At 40.9% G+C, this 18713-nt stretch carries 22 protein-coding genes; 8 read left to right on the top strand and 14 right to left on the bottom strand.

The window, feature by feature from the left end:
• The first annotated feature begins 51 nt into the window (after positions 1-51).
• Positions 52-615 carry a peptide deformylase gene (gene def / locus J3P43_RS04025; protein WP_255899320.1) on the top strand — a complete coding sequence of 188 codons (564 nt, stop codon included), beginning with the start codon at positions 52-54 and terminating at the stop codon, positions 613-615.
• Between the two features lie 81 nt (positions 616-696).
• On the opposite strand, the gene J3P43_RS04030 is transcribed toward def, so the two are convergent.
• The 3 genes from J3P43_RS04030 to J3P43_RS04040 form a co-directional block, all read right to left on the bottom strand.
• Positions 697-1332, bottom strand: a complete 636-nt coding sequence (locus J3P43_RS04030; protein ID WP_255899322.1) for a carboxypeptidase-like regulatory domain-containing protein — start codon at positions 1330-1332, stop codon at positions 697-699.
• Between the two features lie 137 nt (positions 1333-1469).
• Complete coding sequence (locus J3P43_RS04035; protein WP_255900191.1) at positions 1470-1748, bottom strand: NifU family protein; 279 nt, start codon at positions 1746-1748, stop codon at positions 1470-1472.
• 42 nt (positions 1749-1790) lie between these two features.
• A complete protein-coding gene (locus J3P43_RS04040) occupies positions 1791-2861 on the bottom strand; it encodes an Mrp/NBP35 family ATP-binding protein (protein ID WP_255899324.1) in 1071 nt (356 codons plus the stop codon).
• Positions 2862-3010: 149 nt separating this feature from the next.
• On the opposite strand from J3P43_RS04040, the gene J3P43_RS04045 reads away from it, so the two are divergent.
• Genes J3P43_RS04045 through J3P43_RS04060 form a run of 4 tightly spaced genes read left to right on the top strand, consistent with a single transcriptional unit; the run spans position 3011 to position 6679 of the window.
• On the top strand, positions 3011-5152 hold the full coding sequence (locus J3P43_RS04045; protein ID WP_255899326.1) for a transglycosylase domain-containing protein: 2142 nt from the start codon (positions 3011-3013) through the stop codon (positions 5150-5152).
• Between the two features lie 40 nt (positions 5153-5192).
• Positions 5193-5747, top strand: coding sequence for a hypoxanthine phosphoribosyltransferase (gene hpt / locus J3P43_RS04050; protein WP_255899328.1), 555 nt, complete (start codon positions 5193-5195; stop codon positions 5745-5747).
• A 37-nt stretch (positions 5748-5784) separates the two neighbouring features.
• The gene (locus tag J3P43_RS04055) at positions 5785-6441 is read left to right on the top strand and encodes a phosphatidylserine decarboxylase family protein (RefSeq protein WP_255899330.1); all 657 of its coding nucleotides are present in this window, start codon (positions 5785-5787) and stop codon (positions 6439-6441) included.
• 22 nt (positions 6442-6463) lie between these two features.
• Positions 6464-6679, top strand: a complete 216-nt coding sequence (locus tag J3P43_RS04060; protein WP_255899332.1) for a hypothetical protein — start codon at positions 6464-6466, stop codon at positions 6677-6679.
• Positions 6680-6744: 65 nt separating this feature from the next.
• On the opposite strand, the gene rplS is transcribed toward J3P43_RS04060, so the two are convergent.
• The 3 genes from rplS to J3P43_RS04075 all read right to left on the bottom strand — a co-directional run bounded on the left by rplS (position 6745) and on the right by J3P43_RS04075 (position 8125).
• Positions 6745-7089, bottom strand: coding sequence for a 50S ribosomal protein L19 (gene rplS / locus J3P43_RS04065; RefSeq protein WP_305121717.1), 345 nt, complete (start codon positions 7087-7089; stop codon positions 6745-6747).
• 101 nt (positions 7090-7190) lie between these two features.
• Positions 7191-7862 (bottom strand): hypothetical protein, encoded by a 672-nt coding sequence (locus J3P43_RS04070; RefSeq protein ID WP_255899334.1) that lies wholly within the window; start codon positions 7860-7862, stop codon positions 7191-7193.
• Positions 7859-8125 carry a hypothetical protein gene (locus J3P43_RS04075; RefSeq protein WP_255899337.1) on the bottom strand — a complete coding sequence of 89 codons (267 nt, stop codon included), beginning with the start codon at positions 8123-8125 and terminating at the stop codon, positions 7859-7861. The genes J3P43_RS04070 and J3P43_RS04075 overlap by 4 nt, the downstream gene beginning before the upstream one ends.
• A gap of 138 nt (positions 8126-8263) precedes the next feature.
• Here J3P43_RS04075 and J3P43_RS04080 point away from each other — a divergent pair, with 138 nt between their 5' ends.
• Complete coding sequence (locus tag J3P43_RS04080) at positions 8264-8605, top strand: hypothetical protein (protein WP_255899340.1); 342 nt, start codon at positions 8264-8266, stop codon at positions 8603-8605.
• On the opposite strand, the gene trmD is transcribed toward J3P43_RS04080, so the two are convergent.
• The 3 genes from trmD to J3P43_RS04095 all read right to left on the bottom strand — a co-directional run bounded on the left by trmD (position 8602) and on the right by J3P43_RS04095 (position 10571).
• A complete protein-coding gene (gene trmD / locus J3P43_RS04085) occupies positions 8602-9279 on the bottom strand; it encodes a tRNA (guanosine(37)-N1)-methyltransferase TrmD (RefSeq protein WP_255899342.1) in 678 nt (225 codons plus the stop codon). The two genes, J3P43_RS04080 and trmD, sit on opposite strands and share 4 nt — an antisense overlap.
• Positions 9280-9364: 85 nt before the next feature.
• On the bottom strand, positions 9365-9889 hold the full coding sequence (rimM, locus tag J3P43_RS04090) for a ribosome maturation factor RimM (RefSeq protein WP_255899344.1): 525 nt from the start codon (positions 9887-9889) through the stop codon (positions 9365-9367).
• 76 nt (positions 9890-9965) lie between these two features.
• Entirely contained in the window at positions 9966-10571 is a 606-nt protein-coding gene (locus tag J3P43_RS04095) for a 30S ribosomal protein S16 (protein ID WP_255899346.1), read from the bottom strand.
• A gap of 207 nt (positions 10572-10778) precedes the next feature.
• On the opposite strand from J3P43_RS04095, the gene J3P43_RS04100 reads away from it, so the two are divergent.
• On the top strand, positions 10779-12173 hold the full coding sequence (locus J3P43_RS04100; protein ID WP_255899348.1) for a PAS domain-containing protein: 1395 nt from the start codon (positions 10779-10781) through the stop codon (positions 12171-12173).
• Here J3P43_RS04100 and lpcA read toward each other — a convergent pair.
• Genes lpcA through J3P43_RS04125 form a run of 5 tightly spaced genes read right to left on the bottom strand, consistent with a single transcriptional unit; the run spans position 12133 to position 18278 of the window.
• Positions 12133-12699: a D-sedoheptulose 7-phosphate isomerase gene (lpcA, locus tag J3P43_RS04105; RefSeq protein WP_255899350.1), complete on the bottom strand. Its 567-nt coding sequence runs from the start codon at positions 12697-12699 to the stop codon at positions 12133-12135. The two genes, J3P43_RS04100 and lpcA, sit on opposite strands and share 41 nt — an antisense overlap.
• The gene (locus J3P43_RS04110) at positions 12700-14493 is read right to left on the bottom strand and encodes a M2 family metallopeptidase (protein ID WP_255899353.1); all 1794 of its coding nucleotides are present in this window, start codon (positions 14491-14493) and stop codon (positions 12700-12702) included.
• 1 nt (position 14494) lies between these two features.
• On the bottom strand, positions 14495-15469 hold the full coding sequence (gene pfkA / locus J3P43_RS04115) for a 6-phosphofructokinase (RefSeq protein WP_255899356.1): 975 nt from the start codon (positions 15467-15469) through the stop codon (positions 14495-14497).
• A gap of 1 nt (position 15470) precedes the next feature.
• Complete coding sequence (locus tag J3P43_RS04120) at positions 15471-17501, bottom strand: protein-disulfide reductase DsbD family protein (RefSeq protein ID WP_255899358.1); 2031 nt, start codon at positions 17499-17501, stop codon at positions 15471-15473.
• 6 nt (positions 17502-17507) lie between these two features.
• The gene (locus J3P43_RS04125; RefSeq protein WP_255899360.1) at positions 17508-18278 is read right to left on the bottom strand and encodes a biotin--[acetyl-CoA-carboxylase] ligase; all 771 of its coding nucleotides are present in this window, start codon (positions 18276-18278) and stop codon (positions 17508-17510) included.
• A 46-nt stretch (positions 18279-18324) separates the two neighbouring features.
• Between J3P43_RS04125 and rsfS the strand changes: the two genes are divergently transcribed.
• Positions 18325-18699, top strand: a complete 375-nt coding sequence (gene rsfS / locus J3P43_RS04130) for a ribosome silencing factor (protein ID WP_255899362.1) — start codon at positions 18325-18327, stop codon at positions 18697-18699.
• Positions 18700-18713: the final 14 nt, after the last annotated feature.

Raw genomic sequence — 18713 nt, forward strand, 5'->3', positions numbered from 1 at the left:
TTGAGATAGCCGCTTAGTGTCCAATCCACGCCGATTTATTATTTTTGTATCATGAAGTTACCGATTATCGCATTTGGAGATCCTGTATTGAGGAAAAAGGCTGTAGAAATTACAAAGGACTATCCCAATCTTAAGGAAGTGATCGACAATATGTTTGAGACCATGTATAATGCCAGCGGAGTTGGAATTGCGGCGCCCCAGGTAGGACTTTCCATAAGACTTTTTGTGATTGATTTAACAGATAAGGAAGAGCCTGATTTGAAAGACTTTAAGAAAGTCTTTATAAACGCACAGATCTTAAAGGAAGAAGGAGATAAGTGGAACTTCAATGAAGGATGTTTAAGTATACCGGACATCAGAGAAGATATTAGCAGGAATCAGACGGTTACTATTTCATACTTCGATGAGAACTGGAATCAACATACGGAAACCTTCTCCGGGTTTAAAGCACGTGTAATTCAGCATGAGTATGATCATATAGAAGGGAAGCTCTTTACAGATAAATTGAGCCCTTTGCGTCGGGCGATGATTAAAAGTAAACTTGATGCAATTTCAAAGGGAGCTGTGAAAGTAGATTATAAAATGAAATTTCCGGCAGCTTCTAAAAAGCGCTAGTGTCAGCTCAATAATATATGACGTGTATTTTAAGTGTTACGTTAAAATTATTGAGTTTTGCCTTTTTTAATTTTGACTTAACTAGTTGTTAGACCGGCTTTTATCACCACGCATTATCTGCTGGATTAATGCTCCCCATGCGAAAGGATTGGTAAGAGCGTTAGCGCCCTGCATATTCATATTCTTATTGCTCAGTGCAATATGGTTGTTTTGAAAGTTAAGGCCATTCATTTCAATCGCATCACGCGGAAGTGTTTTAGCCATAGCCAATATTGAAGTGCGGGCTACATTCTTTTTGGCAATTTCCAGGTCATCGTCTGCAAATTTCATCGACATAAACGCTCTGTTAAAGTCGTCGAGACTTGCCCAGGGTAATACCCGAACCATCGGAAGGTTAATGGCCTCCGCTTTCATTTTTATTATTACCGTATATCTTTTATCAGTATTTCTCGGAATCACGAGTGCTTCGCGGCGGTAACCAATAGCGCTAAATACTATAGTGTCGCCTTCGTGGGCAACAAAAGAAAAATATCCCTGGTGGTTGGCAGACACTACTTTTCGTTTATCGGTCATATTTGTTACCGAAACGTAAGGTACTACCACATTAGAGTCAACATTATATATCACGCCCGAAAACTGCACAATAGGGCGGTCCTGGCCTCTGGAAATTCCAGTAAGCGCGAAAAGAAAGATCAATATGGAAAGCAAGTGCTTCATCAATGTAAACCTAACAATAATTGTGCGAGAGTTATGTTAAAAACTGTTAAGATAAGCTTGCGGATGCCCGATAGAATGTCACATAAAAAAAGCGATACCGTTTTATAACGCGATCGCCTTTGCATTATTTTAAATATTTAACTCACCGTTTGAGGCATTACAGCATTTGGATCATCCATATCTGTAAGGTTCACAGCCTCTACACCTTCAATTTCGGGCACCGCTTTCTTAATTGCCTGTTCAATACCTGCCTTAAGGGTCATGATACTCATGGGGCATGAACCGCAGGCTCCAAGCAATTTAAGCTTTACTATATTTTCGGGAGTAATCTCCTCTACAGACACATTGCCGCCATCAGCCTCTAAATAGGGGCGGATAGAATCCAGAGCACTTTCCACTTTTTGCAACAAATCCATCATTAATCTTTTTATAAAATTACAAAAATTTATTTTTTAAACCTATTCTGCCGGCGCCTTGGCATTTACGATCGACACCTGTTGCGCTACCCTTTCTGCCAGATCTAAAAAGGCTGCCGACATAGGGTTATGTTCATCTAAGATTACTGGACTTCCCGAGTCTCCAGCATCGCTGATGCTCTTAACCAAAGGTATTTCACCTAAAAATGCAGTGTGGTACATCTCCGCAAGCTTTCTTCCGCCGCCTTCACCAAAAATATAGTATTTGTTATCAGGAAGCTCGGCCGGCGTGAAATACGACATGTTTTCTACAATCCCCAATATAGGAACATTAATCGCTTCCATTAAGAACATTCCAATGCCTTTTTTAGCGTCCGACAAGGCAACATTTTGCGGTGTTGTGACAATTACAGCCCCTGCAACCGGGTAGGTCTGTGTGAGTGTAATATGGATGTCCCCGGTGCCTGGAGGAAGATCGACTACCAGGTAATCAAGCTCACCCCAGTCTGCATCGTTGAATAACTGCTTAATGGCGTTTGATGCCATTGGCCCGCGCCATGGTATTGGTTGATTAGGGTCAGTAAAAAAACCAATTGACAACAGCTTTATGCCGTATTTTTCAATAGGCTCAATTCTGGTTTTGCCTTCCGGGGTTTGAGTGGCATTAGGCCGGGCCGTTTCGAGTCCAAACATTATTGGAATGGAAGGCCCATAAATATCTGCATCTATAAGCCCAACGCGGGCACCGCTTTTCGCAAGTCCAAGCGCCAGATTTGTCGAAACAGTAGATTTTCCCACGCCGCCCTTTCCTGATGCTACCACGATAATGTTTCGTATATTACTTAGCGGCTGATTCTTTTGAGTCGTGACCCTGGAAGTCATTTTTACATCTACTACTATCTCCTTGCTTATAAAATGACCAATAGCATTTCGACAAGCGTTTTCAATTAAGGCCTTCAGCGGGCATGCCGGTGTTGTTAGAACCACCGAAAACGTGAGGTGATTGCCCTCGATAATAATATCTTCGATCATGTTCAGGGTTACCAGGTCTTTCTTCAGGTCTGGCTCTTCAACATGGCTTAATGCGCTTAAAACTTGTTCTTTTGTAATCATTAAGGAGTTATGAGATGCAAATTTATGAAACCTATGCCTATTATACTTGTTTGCATAATGATTTTGCAGATATTTACACTCTGGAAATAAAACTCTTCCTTAATCGTTTTTTAAGTTCTGTTTAATGAGATACAAAGGCTTGCTTATACATGCGTAACCGGATTTCCCCTAAATACATTAAGATCATTGTTATCTCTCTGTTATGCCTCCTGTTGTTGTTTTTTATCGGAATTTTTATCGCCTACTCCAAACGGGAAGCGATATTAAATGCGGTAATTGCAAAAGCGGTTATTAAGGCTAAAAGAGATTACAACTTAAACGTAACGATTAGTGATCCCCATTTCGAAGGGTTGACCAAAGTGGCATTCTCCAATATTTCCGTCGTGCCTCAGGGGAGGGATACGCTGGCCAACATTAACGACTTGCATGTGGGTGTTAAGCTGTTTCCGCTAATTAGTGGTGATATTAAGCTTGCGAGCCTGAGCATAAAAAACGGCCGGATAAATCTGGTGAAACGAGACAGTATCAGAAATTACGATTTCCTTTTCAGGAAGAAAAATCGCGACAGCACAAAAACATCAAAAGCAGATCTGGCTGCTCTGGCTAATCGGCTGCTTAACCAGGTTTTGCATAAGATTCCGGACGAAATGTCTGTGGCAAACCTGGATGTGGTGATTAACCATGATGAGGACAAGCTGCGATTTTTTACCACTTCGGCTACGATTGATGATGGCCAATTAAAGTCGAATATCAGGGTAAATGATACTGAAGCATTATGGCACCTTGATGGTACGGTAGAACCCGGCGACAAGCATCTGGCATTTAAGTTGTATGCCGAAAGGACAAAGGTAGAGCTGTCTATGATTGAGAAGAAGCTTGGCCTGAAGCTTAACTTCGACACCGTTTCTGCGCAGTTGAAAAAAGCTGTAAAAGACGGCGACCAGTTCCGGATATATGGATCCTGGGCGATCAAAAACCTGCTGATTAACCATCCTAAGCTGGCGGCTAATAATATTGTTGTTCCAAGCGGTGCCATTGATGCAGATGTTGTGATCGGAGAGAATTTTATTGCGCTCGACAGTACTTCGGTTATTCACCTCAAGAACATTAAAGCTAATCCGTACATTAAATACACTAAAACTCCCAAAAAGACATATGCTTTAAAGCTCAAAACTGATGATCTGAATGCTCAGGAATTATTTAATTCTTTCCCGGTAGGGTTGTTTGAATCGCTTGAAGGGATTAAAGTAGCAGGGAAGCTTCGCTACAACCTCGATTTTTTCCTGGATTCTAAAAATCCTGACGCCGTTCGTATCAATTCATCGTTACACAAAAGCAAGGATTTCAGGATATTGAAATGGGGAAAAACCAATTTGCAAAAAATTAACGCGCCATTTGTGTATACGCCTTATGAGTATGGTAAACCGATGCGGAATATAACTATTGGTCCGCAGAACCCTGATTATGTGCCCATTGGCCAAATCTCTCCAAATCTTCGAAATGCCCTTTTAACTGCTGAAGATCCATCGTTTTATAGCCATAATGGTTTTGTTGAAAAAGCTTTCCAGCGGTCTATTGCCACCAATTTTAAAGAAAAGGCGTTTAAAAGAGGTGGAAGTACTATTTCTATGCAGCTGGTAAAAAACGTTTTTTTGAGCCGCCAAAAAACCCTGGCTCGTAAAGTGGAAGAGATTTTAATTGTATGGCTGATTGAAAATAATCGGATCTCGTCTAAGCAAAGAATGTTTGAAGTGTATCTCAATTTGATTGAATGGGGAAACAACGTTTATGGAATTGGTGAGGCCGCGAGATATTATTTTGGAAAGCACCCCTCTGAGCTTAGTCTTGGGGAGAGCATCTTCCTGGCAAATATAGTACCGAGGCCTAAAAAAGGGCTTTATTTCTTCGAAGCGGATGGTAGTCTGAGCCAGAGCCTGAGAGGTTATTTTAAATTAATCGGTGGTTTAATGGCCAGGCGTGGGTATACCAGCCGAGATACTAACGCCTATGGATTTTACGGCGTTCGCTTAAAAGAAAGTCTGCGTCGCAGAGTGGACCCGGTAGACTCGATCGCAATCGATTCTTTGTATGACGATGAAGGCGTTCAATATAAAAGCGAAGGCGGATTTTTCAGGAGTTTGTTTGGTCGCAGAAATCAGGATACGGTACAAATAGATCAAAAAAATCGCACTTTTATTAAAAAAGATAGCATCGCATCGCCAGCCGAGTTGAGACAGCAACGGCGCGAGCAACGCCGCAGAGAGCGTGAACAGCGAAAGAACGGCTCTTAATTTACTAACTTAGTTGACGGAAGACCAATCACATTGTTGAATGAAAATTGAAATAGAAGACAAAGAATTTGATTTGCTTTTGGAGTATGATCAAATTAAGAAGAGAACGAGATTTCTTGGCATTCAACTTAATGTAGATTATGAAAACCGGGTGCCAATATTTTTGGGGGTTTTAAATGGCAGCTTTATCTTCATGGCTGATCTGGTGAAACAAATTAACATATCTTCGGAAATCAGTTTTGTTAAAGTGTCATCATACAATGGAAGTGACACCAGCAGCGGAGTTGTGAAGGAAGTGATCGGACTCGATTTAAACTTAAAAAATCGCGATGTAATCATAGTTGAGGATATTGTAGACACAGGAATAACCCTGCGCTATCTTCTTGACAAAGTAAATGAACAAGAGCCTGCATCTGTTTCAGTTTGTACTTTACTGTTAAAGCCACAATCTTTAAAGGTTGATATTGAGGAAATTGGCTATGTTGGCTTCGAAATCCAGAACGAATTTGTGGTTGGTTACGGCCTTGATTATAAAGGTTTGGGCCGAAATTTAACCGATATTTACCGCGCAATATCTATTCCTTCTGAAACCTAATTGGTAATATTTTAGCATCTTTGAAAAATTTTATACAATGACAATCCACAAAGAAGGCTATACCTCACTCGCTTTAACTGTTCTGGTTATTTTTATCGCAAACGCTTTTGTGCATTACTATTCACCAGATGCAGAATGGTTACGCTGGTTGGTTTACATTATCTCTTTTATTCTTTTTATCACTATCCTGCAGTTTTTCAGAAGCCCAAGTCGTAAATGGGCTCAAAACGATAAACATATTATCTGCCCGGCAGACGGCAAAGTAGTAGTAATTGAAGAAACCGAGGAAATAGAATACTTCAAGGATAGAAGAATTCAGGTGTCCATTTTTATGTCGCCGATTAATGTGCATGTAAACCGCAACCCCATTTCCGGGATTGTAAAGTTTGTGAAGTATCATAAAGGAAAATACCTCGTAGCATGGGATCCTAAGTCTTCTACCGATAATGAGCGCACAACGATTGTTATCGAAAGCAAGGAAGGTATACCGGTGTTATTCAGACAGATTGCAGGAGCTCTTGCACGTCGGATTGTTTGGTATGTTAAAGAAGGTGATGAGGTTAAACAAGGTGATCAGTTCGGATTTATCAAGTTTGGATCCAGAGTTGATGTGTTTCTTCCTTTAGGTACAAAAATTAATGTTAAGATAGGCGATACTGTACAAGGCGGTATCACCGTTTTAGGAGAATTCTGAGTTTTAGATTAATTAGAAAAGAATGAAAAAGATTTTAATTGCATTAACATTGTTTGCGTCTGTAACGGTTGCTTCGGCTCAGACAAAGAAACCAGCTCAAAAAGCTGCTGCTAAAAAGGAGTGCTGCGAAGTTAAAAAAGAATGCTGTGTAAAAGAGGAGGTAGCTGGTTGCTGCAGTCCTGGCAGCAAAGCTAAGGCGATCGTGTCTGCTAAAAAAGTCCCTGCAAAAAAGGGGTAATAACTTTAGCGGGCATAAAAAAAAGCGTCTCGATTATTCGGGACGCTTTTTTTATGTTCTGTAAATTATCTTTTTGATTTGATACGAGCAGCTTTACCTGTTAATGCACGTAGGTAGAATAATTTAGCTCTACGAACTTTACCACGGTTATTTACTTCCACTTTCTCGATGTTTGGAGAGTTGATAGGAAATATACGCTCTACACCCACACCGTTCGATACTTTACGTACAGTAAAAGTTTCGTTTGCACTTACACCATTGCGCTGGATCACAACACCCTGATAAATCTGGATACGCTCTTTATTTCCTTCGCGGATTTTATAGTGTACACTTACAGTATCTCCAGATTTGAATGCAGGAACTTCTTTTTTTGCAACTGCCTGCTCTTCAACAAATTTTACTAAATCCATGATTTTAAGCTCTTAATACGATTTTTATTCCCTAAAAATCGGACTGCAATATTAGGGAATTTATTTCAATAATAAAAGTGAGATTTAAAATTATTAAACATTCAAATGTTTTTAATCACAGGGATACTGAAATATAGTTTTCCGCCCGATTTTTCGCAACTTTCTGACCATAGGTTGCCTCCATAGAAGTGCAATATGTCATAGCATAACCGGAACCGATCCGCGACTTGAGATGGAGGGTTAGGGCCTTGGCTGGCCGAAAGCCCTTCAGCCATGCTTTGATATGTTGCGGGTTTAATTCCGGAGATGCAAATGATAACCTCATCTTGTTTATGGGATGAATGAAGTAAAAGGTTCTCCGATGAAGAAAACTCCAATACGATTGTCAATAACTCGTGGAGCATGAGGCCAAAAAGACTGAGGTTAATCTTAGCGCGCCTTAAGTTCTCAATATTGCTGATTATCACCCCATTTACACCGGCACTCGAACTAAGTATTTTTGTGACAAGATCTGCTTGAAATTTTATGTTTGCCGAATAAATTACATCACCCAGCAAATAGGCCTCGCTCCATTCCATCAGCTTTTTACATACCAGCGAAGAGGAACTCAAATAGACAGTTATTTCCGCCAGTATTTCATGGCAACCATCTGTTTGGGTTATTTCTTCACCCAGTTTTTTTAAACAGCGGTCTAGTTTTTGCACCGGGTTTTGAAGCTCACTTGCCAATACTAATAGTCTGAAGTAAATTGACCGGTGTTTTTGATCAATCATTCCTTGCATTCTTTTAGTAACTCCTTTAGTGGTTTAAATTCTGGTGTAAAGTTTTCAAGTTCGCCGCTTTTTAATCCGAGTATTTTTTCCAGGAGAACCACTTTCTGATGTGGAATATCCTGTGGATCGGTGAGTTTAATATTCCGATAGTTTGAGAATGTGTTTAATGAAACATCAATTGCTTTTGGTATAACTTTCAACGCTTTGCGATAGTCCTTCATCGGAAGCTGTAATAGAATGTCGTTGATGCGATACTTAAACATAAATTCAAAAGTTTGTATATTTATACCAAAATATTGGGTGACACATCTAAATATTTGAGGCAACTCTAATTTTTATAGGTAATAATTACCAATAAAATTAGCAATTAGAATTGATAAATAAAATTTTTGTTTATTTACATGGAGTTAAAAAAAATTGTGGATACGGCGCTTAAAGATCAAAACCGATCTTTGAGCTGGCTGGCGGGAGAAATGAACAAAACTTTTGACGGCTTAAAGCTGAGTTTGGTTAAAGGTTCATTAAAGTACACCGATATTAAAAAGATGGCGGAGATATTGAAACTTCCTGCGGGTTATTTTTTTGGTGAAGATCGTTTTTCAGGGAATATAGTAGAGGAAGAGAAAGGGGACTATACCGCACAAAAAGGCGAGTTGAATGCTTGCAAAGAGCTTGCTGCTACTCTAAAAAGTCAATTGGCTGATAAGGAAAAAATAATAGAGTTACTGAGTCAAAGCCGTTAATCATTGAGAAGGTCCGGCCTGCGCTGCTTAGTACGTTCCAGTGCCTGCTCATCTCTCCAGGCATCAATCTTAGCAGCATTACCGCTTAAAAGAACATCAGGAACCTTGTGCCCCTTCCAGTCAGCTGGTCTGGTATAAATAGGTGCATCCAACAGATCGCCCTGGAAAGAATCTGACAACGCTGATGTTTCATCCGACAATACTCCAGGAAGCAGCCTTACCACGGCATCTACAAGTACCGCCGCTGGCAATTCACCTCCTGAAAGCACATAGTCCCCTATAGAGATTTCGCGGGTAACAAAGATGTCGCGGATGCGCTGATCAATGCCTTTATAATGTCCGCAGAGGATAATTAAATTCTTTTTCGATGAAAGGTGGTTGGCAATGCTCTGAGTCAGGACTTCTCCATCCGGACTCATAAAAATCACCTCATCATAATCACGTTCTGCTTTAAGCTTTTCTATGCATGCGGCGAAAGGTTCAATAGACATCACCATGCCGCTCCCGCCGCCGTAAGGGTAGTCGTCAACGCTTTTTTGCTTATTGGTTGCGTAATCTCTAAGGTTGTGAACCACTATCTCCGACAAGCCTTTTCTCTGCGCGCGTTGTAAAATGGAGTGGGCAAAGGGACTTTCAAGTAAACCAGGGAGGACTGTGATGATGTCAAAACGCATATTGCAAAGATAAGTACAGGGTAGGAACAAAACTTAAAAGCTTTTCAAAGGCTTTTAGTAGTGACGAATAAACCCGAAGGTATGCTTAGTTTGTGTAAATCTCAATTAAACCGTCTGGTAATATCACTTTGACAATTCCAGCTTCCTCATCAATCTCTTGGATAATATCCTCATTTAATGGAAACATAATCTCGGTAAACTTATACGGAACCACGGCAATAAATTGCTGTGGATACTCATGCACTTCGATAATTTCGCCTAGTTCACCGTGGTTTTCATCATGTGCGATGAATCCTTTTAAATCAGTATAGAAAAACTCACCTTCTTCTCGTTCCGGCATTTTTTCATTAGGCAAATAGACTTTTTTTCTAATCAGTTTTTCAGCTTTCTCGATAGTGTCCACATCTTCGAAGTAGAAATAGCCAGTCCTGTTAGCCTGGATTTTGTAACTGGAAACGAAGAATGGAATAAGCTTGTTATTTATTTCGAGAAACACAGATTCGAGCTCGAGATCTTCGAACTGATCAAACTCAAAATACACTTGCACCTCCCCTTTAAGACCTTTGGTTTTAGTGATATATCCGATATAAAATCCGTCTTCAATTTTCATTGTTTTTCAATTTGGGACCTAAAATAAAAACGCCACTACGATGATTCGTAATGGCGTTCTATTGAGCTTAGAAAAATTATTCTGCTTTTTCTGCATCGTCAGCTGGAGTTGCCTCCGCTTCTGCAGCAGGTTCAGCAGCAACTTCCGGTGCCGCTTCAGTTTCCACTGCTTCTGCAGTTGGTTCAGCATCAGCAACAGCTTCTTCTTCCACTTCTTCGGCAACAGGAGCATTTTTTGCAGCTAATGCAGCAGCCCTGTCTTGTTTTTTCTTAGACTCGGCAGCCAAAGCAGCTTTTCTTGCTTCTTCTTTTGCTGAGGTCAAAGTTTCTTTTTTGCCTTCAATTTTAGCACCTTTTCCTTGTAACCACTCGTTAAATTTAGCTTCGGCCTGCTCTGCAGTTAAAGCACCTTTTTTAACGCCTCCTTCAAGGTGTTTTTTGTAAAGTACACCTTTATAAGAAAGTATAGCGCGGCAAGTGTCAGTTGGTTGAGCACCACTGTTTACCCATTCTAATGCTTTCTCAAAATTGATGTCAATTGTAGCTGGATTGGTGTTTGGGTTGTAAGAACCTAAACGCTCAATAAACTTTCCATCGCGTGGAGAGCGAGAATCTGCTACTACTACATGGTAAAAAGGCTTTCCTTTTTTACCAAATCTCTGCAATCTGATTTTAGTTGCCATTGTTTATGTATTCAACATAGTTCCCGGAGTTCATTCTGCGGGGCTGCAAAAGTAGGTATTTATATTAAATTAAAAAAGACAAATACTTATTTTTCAGCATGGTAAGAAGATTTGGACATTTTTTATTATTATTGAATGTTATAAACCTTTTTTTATCACATTAGAGTGCGTGTATAGCACCCGATCGTAGATCGAACAACAATCTTCATGCAAAATCTTGGTAAAATCTTATCGTCGATAAATGATGCGGTTTGGTCGTTCGACTTAACAAGTAACAAGTTCATTTACATCAACAACCGGCTTGCAGAACTTTATCAAATACCTTTAGACACTATTGAAGAAAGTTCGTCATTCTGGTTAAAATATGTTCATCCTGATGATCGCTTATATGTGCTGACCGAAAGTGCACCGGCTTTTACCGGCAGGAACGTAGAGATTGAATATCGATTGCTCATAAAAGACCAAATAAAATGGGTTTGCGATAAACGGGTTGTTCTGCTTGATGATGCCGAAAAGCCAATAGCTATCACTGGGATTCTATCAGACATCACTTCAAAGAAGACTTCTGAACTACGATTATCTGATGCTAAAAAAGTATTCAGATATCTGTTTATTAACAACCCCAATCCTCTGTGGATTTACGACCGTAAAACCCTCAGATTCCTCGCGGTAAATAATGCAACAATAGCCCGCTACGGTTACTCGAAAGATGAGTTCTTATCAATGACGATTGGTGATATTCGGCCTCAGGAAGATTTACCAGAACTATTTGAACACGTATATAACGTAAAAAATGCTTTTTCTAATCCGTCACGATATTGGCGGCATAGGAAGAAGGATGGCAAAATAATATACGTTACTATCTCTGGCCATGGGATAAATTACAACGGATATGATGCAGAAATGGTGATGGCAACTGATATGACTATTGAAGTAGAGAGCAGAAATTCTATCGCCCTGGCTAAGGAGAACCTCGACGCGTTAATTAATAGCATTGCTGAAGACATATGGTCTATTGATACGGAGTACCGCCTTATATCCGCAAATAACTCTTACAAAAAAACTGTTGAAGAAGCGCTTGGCAGGAAAGTCACTTTGGGTGAATCAGTCCTTATGCCGGAATACCATTTGTACGATGCATCCCAATGGAAAAAATATTATGATAAGGCTTTAAAAGGCGAAAGCTTTTCTTTTACCGAGTTTATTAAGCTTCCAGGCAAGGAAACATTTTGCGCCGAAACAAAATTAAATCCGATTAGAAGTGAAAGCAAAATTATTGGTGTAGCCTGTACTTCCGCCAATATTCAGGAAAGGATTGATGCACATAATTTTGTGATTGAACAAAATAAAAAGCTTCGCGAGCTTATATCCATTGCTTCTCATGAGATCAGAGGGCCTGTTGCAACCTTATTAGGACTCATTTCAGTTTTTAACCGGGACAACCCTACAGATCCCTTCAATTTGGAAGTGATGCATCTAATGACGGACGTGACCCGGAATCTGGATAGTGTTCTGTACAAGCTGGTTGATAAAAGTTATTCTTTACGCGAGAATCGAAAATCTACACATGCTTCTCCACATAATCGATCAGAGAATGAATAACTTTTATGTGTATTTCCTGGGCTCTGTCAGCAAACTCAGAATAGGGTGCGCGTATTTCGACATCGCATAATGCCGCCATTTTTCCACCATCTTTTCCCGTCAGACCTATAACTTTCATACCGCGTTCTTTTGCGGATGTGATAGCATTCAAGATATTTTCTGAATTGCCGCTGGTGCTTATGGCAAACAGTACGTCACCTTCCCGACCAATGGCTTCAACCATTCTGGAAAATATAAATGCATATCCGTAATCATTGCTTACGCATGAAATATGTGATGGGTCGGAGATTGATAAAGCCGGAAGCGCCCTTCTGTCTCCCCGGTAACGTCCCGAAAGCTCTTCAGCGAAATGCATGGCATCGCACATGGAGCCCCCATTTCCACACGACAATATTTTTTTATCATTCTTTATGGCATTCGCCAGTATTTTACCAGCTTCTCCAAGTTTACTGAAGTTTTCTTCGGATGACAGAAAAGTGATTAACACACGTTGTGCTTCGAGAAAGTGTTGTTTGATTAGATCCATTTAAACAGATTCTGATAAAGTGTGTTTCCTGCCTTTATTTTGCGTTTTTAACCATTGCACTAAAGGTTCAAAATAATCGAGCATAGGCTTGGCGCTTAATTCTGATCCCGTCTTCTCTTTCAAAACGCTGTTCCAGTCTTTGCTGGCTCCGGGGTACATTATCTCTTTCAGAAAATTGCCAACTTCTTTATTTCCGTAGTAGTTCGTTGCTCTCGGGTTTTGCTTCAGAATGTTTTTGGCGATATGGTCATGCAACTGAAAAAGGGTGATGAAAGATAACGCATAATCATAGTATTGGGCTGCATCGTCATTAATGTGAGTTTTTGAGGCAGCGTCACAGTATTCCTCGCCACGCGCAGCGGGGGGAACAATGCCCTGGTATTTTTTTGCCAATTCCCACCATTTTGCATTAAATTTATCAGGAGGCAGGTTGCCAGCGTATAATTCTTTTTCAAATTCGGTCATAGTGCCGGCAGAAAAAGGAATGAATACCGCATAATTCAAAGCTTCTTTCAGCAAAGACCGGATCTCATCGGTTTTACTACCCGGCGCTATTAGTCCTTTTGCTTCCAGATAAGGCTTTTGTTGAGAAGCCAGGCCCATCAAGCTTCCCATAGCTTCATGATACGCTCTGTTAGCCCCTTCCCGTAGCAAAGGAGGGACGTCTTTATTCGTATAGGTCATGTAGTAATAAATATGCCCCAGTTCATGGTTCGACGTTTCGTGCCATTCAGAATTGGGTTCAACGCTCATTAAGCTACGAACATCGTTTTGAAGATCCATATGCCAGGCAGAGGCGTGATTATTCTTTTTGTAACCAGCATTAGCGGGCAGGGGGTAGAGACTTGATTTTTGCCAGAAGGATGCAGGTAATGAAGGGAACCCAAGGCTCTTATAAAAATCTTCACCATCTTTTACGATCCATTCTGCCGACTTGGTTTTCAGCACCGAATCCGTATTCATTCCCTCAACAGTAACCATAGCGCTCCAGTCTTGTGCCCAACGGTTTGGCAGCCAATGGGCGGGCAGGTAATCCGGAACTTCGGCCTGACCGTACTTTTGTGCTAATTCGTAACGTGCATAGGTGTGGAGCTCACGGTATAAGGGGCGAAGCTCTTTATTCAACCTTTGGATCAGGTTCATCATCTCTTCGGTTGTCAATCCATAATCAGATACCTGATACTCAAAATAATTTTTGTAGTCTAAAGCCTGAACGGTTTTGTTTCGCAGTTCGCGAAGGTTAACCAGGCCCGTTTTAAGGCCCGTGCCTACCTCTTTACTTGCTTCCCAGGCTTTCAGACGCTTTGCAAGATCTTTTTCATCTTTTAGAATCGCGTCTATTTCATTCGTGCTTACTTCTTTATTGTCGATTTTAAAGGTAAAGCCAAATAGCTTCTCTGTTTGAGCATTTTCCGCTTTAATACGCTGTTTTACCAGATCAGAGACGGTTTCAGGATTGTCGGCAGCGATGTATATGATCTTCTTTAGCTGTTTAACCTGCAGTTCCGTCAGATCGCTTTCTTCGGTCAGAAGTTTTTTCGCGGTCTCGATGTTCTCGCTGCTTCCTGTAAAGGCGGCGAAGGCCTCCCCTGTGCGTTCCACCAGCCTTGCGTTGGTGCTGTCGCCTTCAACGATCTTAGTGTTAGCCCCCCACTCTGCTTCGGCAGCTGCAGCCGAAAGTCGCATATATTCTTTGGTATACTGATCTAAAAAAGATTGAGCCTCTTTCTGCTTTTCTTTATTTGAACAAGCAGAAAATACAAGGAAAGCGAATAAATAGATCAGTTTTTTCATGTTAGAGAGATAAAATATCGACTATTTTTAATAAGTAGGGATTTACTTCCGAAATATGTTTAATCGCATTATGGAAAGGGGTATAATGAATATTGCCGTTTACGCTTCCTATCATTTCGCCTTTGCGGCCATTAAGCAATGCTTCAACGGCAGCAACACCTACACGACTGGCTAAAACCCGGTCGGCGCAGGTTGGGCGTCCGCCTCTTTGAATATGTCCTAAGATAGAAAGGCGGGTATCGTAATTCGGGAATCTTTCTTTGATTAAGGAAGTGATTTCAAATCCGCCCATGTTATCACCTTCGGCTACGATTATAATTTTAGAAGCCTTGTCTTTTCGACCTTCTTCCAGGCGCTTAAACAGACTTTCTATATTGGTTCTCGACTCGGGAATGAGGATAGCTTCGGCACCGGCGCCAATACCGCTTCGCAAAGCGATAAGGCCCGAATCTCTTCCCATCACTTCTACTATAAAAAGCCTGTCGTGTGATTCTGCGGTATCCCGGATCTTATCAACCGCGTCAATCACGTTATTTATAGCGGTATCGTAGCCAATAGTATAATCTGTACCAATCAGGTCGTTATCTATAGTTCCCGGGATCCCAACGATCGGGACATTATATTCCTGAATAAACGCATGTGCGCCTGTAAAACTTCCTTCACCCCCAATTACGACTACCGCATCGATTTCGTTTTTCTTTAATTGCTCATACGCCTTGGCTCTGCCCTCGGTTGTTCTGAAAGCCTCACTTCTGAAAGTCTTTAAAATAGTACCGCCACGCTGAATGATATTAGCTACAGATTTGCGGTCCATATTTATGAACTCGCCATTTACCATTCCTTCGTAGCCGCGCATAATGCCGGTTACTTTTAAGTTATAATAAAGTCCAGATCTCACTACAGCTCTGATCGCAGCATTCATTCCCGGAGCATCACCTCCCGAGGTTAGAACACCTATGTTTTTTATTTCGCTCATATTACAGTTTGTTGAAGGCAGCTTTACCACTCTCAAGGAAATTTATGTAATTTTTTATATCTAAATTAAATGCTTGCGGCGGAACCAAGGTTTCGCCATCAGGGTTTACGATAACATAATAAGGCTGGGAATTTGTTTTAAACTTCTTTGCCTGTAAATCGCTCCACTTATTGCCCAAAGTTTTGATTTTTTTACCGCTTTCTGAAACATATTTTTCGTTTTCGGCCAATTCTGTTTTATCATCAACGTATAATGAAATTAACACGTAATCATTTCTGATGATATTATCTACCTGAGGGTCGCTCCAAACACTTCCCTCCATTCTGCGGCAATTGGTGCAGGTGTGTCCTGTGAAATCGATGAGGGCCGGTTTATTAACCTTTCTCGCATAAGCTAGCCCTTCTTCAAAATCGTAAAAAGCCTCAAATGTGTGGGCCGGGTGAAAAACGCCGGCATATTTTTTGGGGATTTCACTGGTCTTCGGTTTTTGGCTGTATAAATTAAAGTCCTGGGTTCCGATCGGGGGTAACCAACCACTTAGTGTTTTTAATGGAGCTCCCCACAGTCCGGGGATCATATAAAGGGTGAAACCCAGTACCAGCATGGCAAAAAAGAGGCGGGTTAATGAAATGAAGCCGACTTCTACATCATGGGCCAGTTTGAATTTTCCTAATAGATACAGTCCCCATACGCCAAACACCACAATCCAGATAGCCAGGAATATATCTCTGTCGAGGACGTTCCAATGGTAGGCGAGGTCTACGTTTGAGAGAAATTTAAAAGCAAGCGCCAGTTCCAAAAATCCTAAGGAAACTTTCACCGTGTTCATCCATCCGCCTGATTTTGGAAGCTCCTTTAACCATGAGGGGAAAATTGCGAAGAGCGTAAAGGGGATGGCCAGAGCGGTAGAGAAGCCCAGCATACCCATAGCAGGGCCCAGGTACGTCCCATTTGACACTGTTTCGACCAGCAATGTTCCAATAATAGGGCCTGTGCACGAAAAAGATACCAGGGCCAGGGTGAACGCCATGAAAAATACCCCGATTAAACCACCCTTATTTGATTTTTCATCCATCTTGTTAACGAGAGATGAGGGCAGAGTAATTTCGAATGCTCCAAGGAACGAAATCGCGAAAATTAACAAAATAGCGAAGAAAATCAGATTGAATGTCGCACTACTGGCGGCTTCATTTAATGCTGAGGCACCAAATGCAATAGTAATTAAGAGCCCGAGAGCAACATAAATAACAATTATCGACAGGCCGTAGATTGTAGCGCTTTGAATTCCTTTAGACCGGCTGCCAGTTTTTTTCGTGAAGAATGACACGGTTAAAGGTATCATCGGGTAGATACAGGGCATAAAAAAGGCCAATAAGCCTCCTAAAAATCCTGCAATGAAAATCCCGGCCAAGGTATTGTCTGCTTGCGTTGCTGCAGTAAGGCTGACAGCATCCGGGCTGTCGGTTGCGTCGCCGGCCGGCGACGCAACCGTATCGCTGGTTGATGAATCCGGTAGAGGTACCGCCGTATTGTCTGTAGCTGGATTAACGCTTAATTGGGCTGGAACCGGAGCAGCAGCAGCTTTTACAGATACCGGAATATTAAATTCAACTTCCTCTGGCGGCAGACACTTTTCATCGTTGCAGACCATAAATTCTAGAACACCCTTTACGGATGTAGCACGCTTAACTTTTATGAGTTGCTTGAAAATTACCTGTTTCTCATGCCATGCGATTTGCATGTTAAAGTTCTTGTCAAAACTGCTGGTCGCTTTGGGACTCTCGATCACCTTGCCACTTAAAGAATAATCTGCTGATGGGCTAAATTTAAAACTGGTAGGAACAGGTCCTCCTTCGGCAATAAATTGTGAGTAAACATGCCAACCTGGCTGAATATCAGCTTTGATAATTAGCTCCGCCTTTTCTTCGTCAACTGCATTCGACGAAAACGTCCATTTAACCGGGTTTTCGATCTGCGAAAAGGTGTTGAGGCTACAAATTAATAGTCCCAGTAAGGTAAGTAAGTTCTTCATTACATTCTAATTGTGTACAAACGCAATCTCTTTAAAATTAAACCTGCGTATTTCGCCGGCAATCAATATTTCCAGCAACCCATTTTTGTCCGTTCCGGTGATGGTGCCATCCACTTCCTCTTTACCAATCCTAAATCTATGACTTTCGTTTAATCGGTAGAGACTTTTGATATAATCCTGATCAATACGATCAATTTTACCAGCTCGCAGCTGGAGATAACGCTGTTCGATGGAATTACAAAGGTCATTTAGCAGGTCGTTTAAATCATAATCCTTTTGTAAGATTTTCTTTAGAGATGTAACATTCTTAACTTCTAGGGGGAAATCGGTCTGATTAACATTCAAACCGATCCCGATCACAGAATACTTTAAGGTGTTGCCGCGTAAAATGTTCTCTATCAGAACGCCGCCGATTTTTTCATCCTTAAAGTAAATGTCATTTGGCCATTTAATTTTTACGTTTTCTCCAATAATACTTACAAGTGTATCGTTAATAGCAATACTAACAGATTTGTTAAGCAAGAATTGGCTGTCTGGATTTAAGAAAGTGGGAAGCAGTAATAAACTGAACGTTAAATTTTTACCCGGTTCGGCGAACCAGGAATTGTTTACCTGTCCTCTTCCGGCAAATTGTTCTTCTGCCAATATAACAGTGCCTTCAGGTAATGGCGTGGATTTTGTCAATTCATTCTTTAGAAAATTGTTTGTTGAGTCAACACGCTTTAACGTTACCAGATTTTGGCCAACAAATAGTCTTGAAAAAGTGTTATTTTGCAAACTAATCGGGAGTAAATTTTAAATTTATCAAAACTAATTTTTTTTAATGTTAAAAAACAAAGCAATTAATGAATCCACTTTCACTTCAGAGCTTGCTATACATGGCATACAGGAAAAGAAGGGAAATGAAATTGTGAGATTAGATTTAAGAAATATAAACAGTTCGGTTGCAGATTATTTCGTAATCTGCCACGCCGAGTCTTCAACCCAGGTAAAGGCGATTGCCTCAAGTGTTGAAGAGGAAGTTTTCAAAGCATCAAAGCAGCATCCGTACAGGATCGAAGGACTTGAACATGGAGAGTGGGTTTTACTGGATTATATAGATGTGGTAGTACATATCTTCAAAACAGATAAAAGAGAATTCTATGGAATAGAGGATTTATGGGGTGATGCCGAAATGAAATATTATAAAAGCGCCTAAGCGCAACATCTATA

Source organism: Paradesertivirga mongoliensis (genome assembly GCF_024436395.1).
GTDB classification, from domain to species: Bacteria; Bacteroidota; Bacteroidia; order Sphingobacteriales; family Sphingobacteriaceae; genus Paradesertivirga; species Paradesertivirga mongoliensis.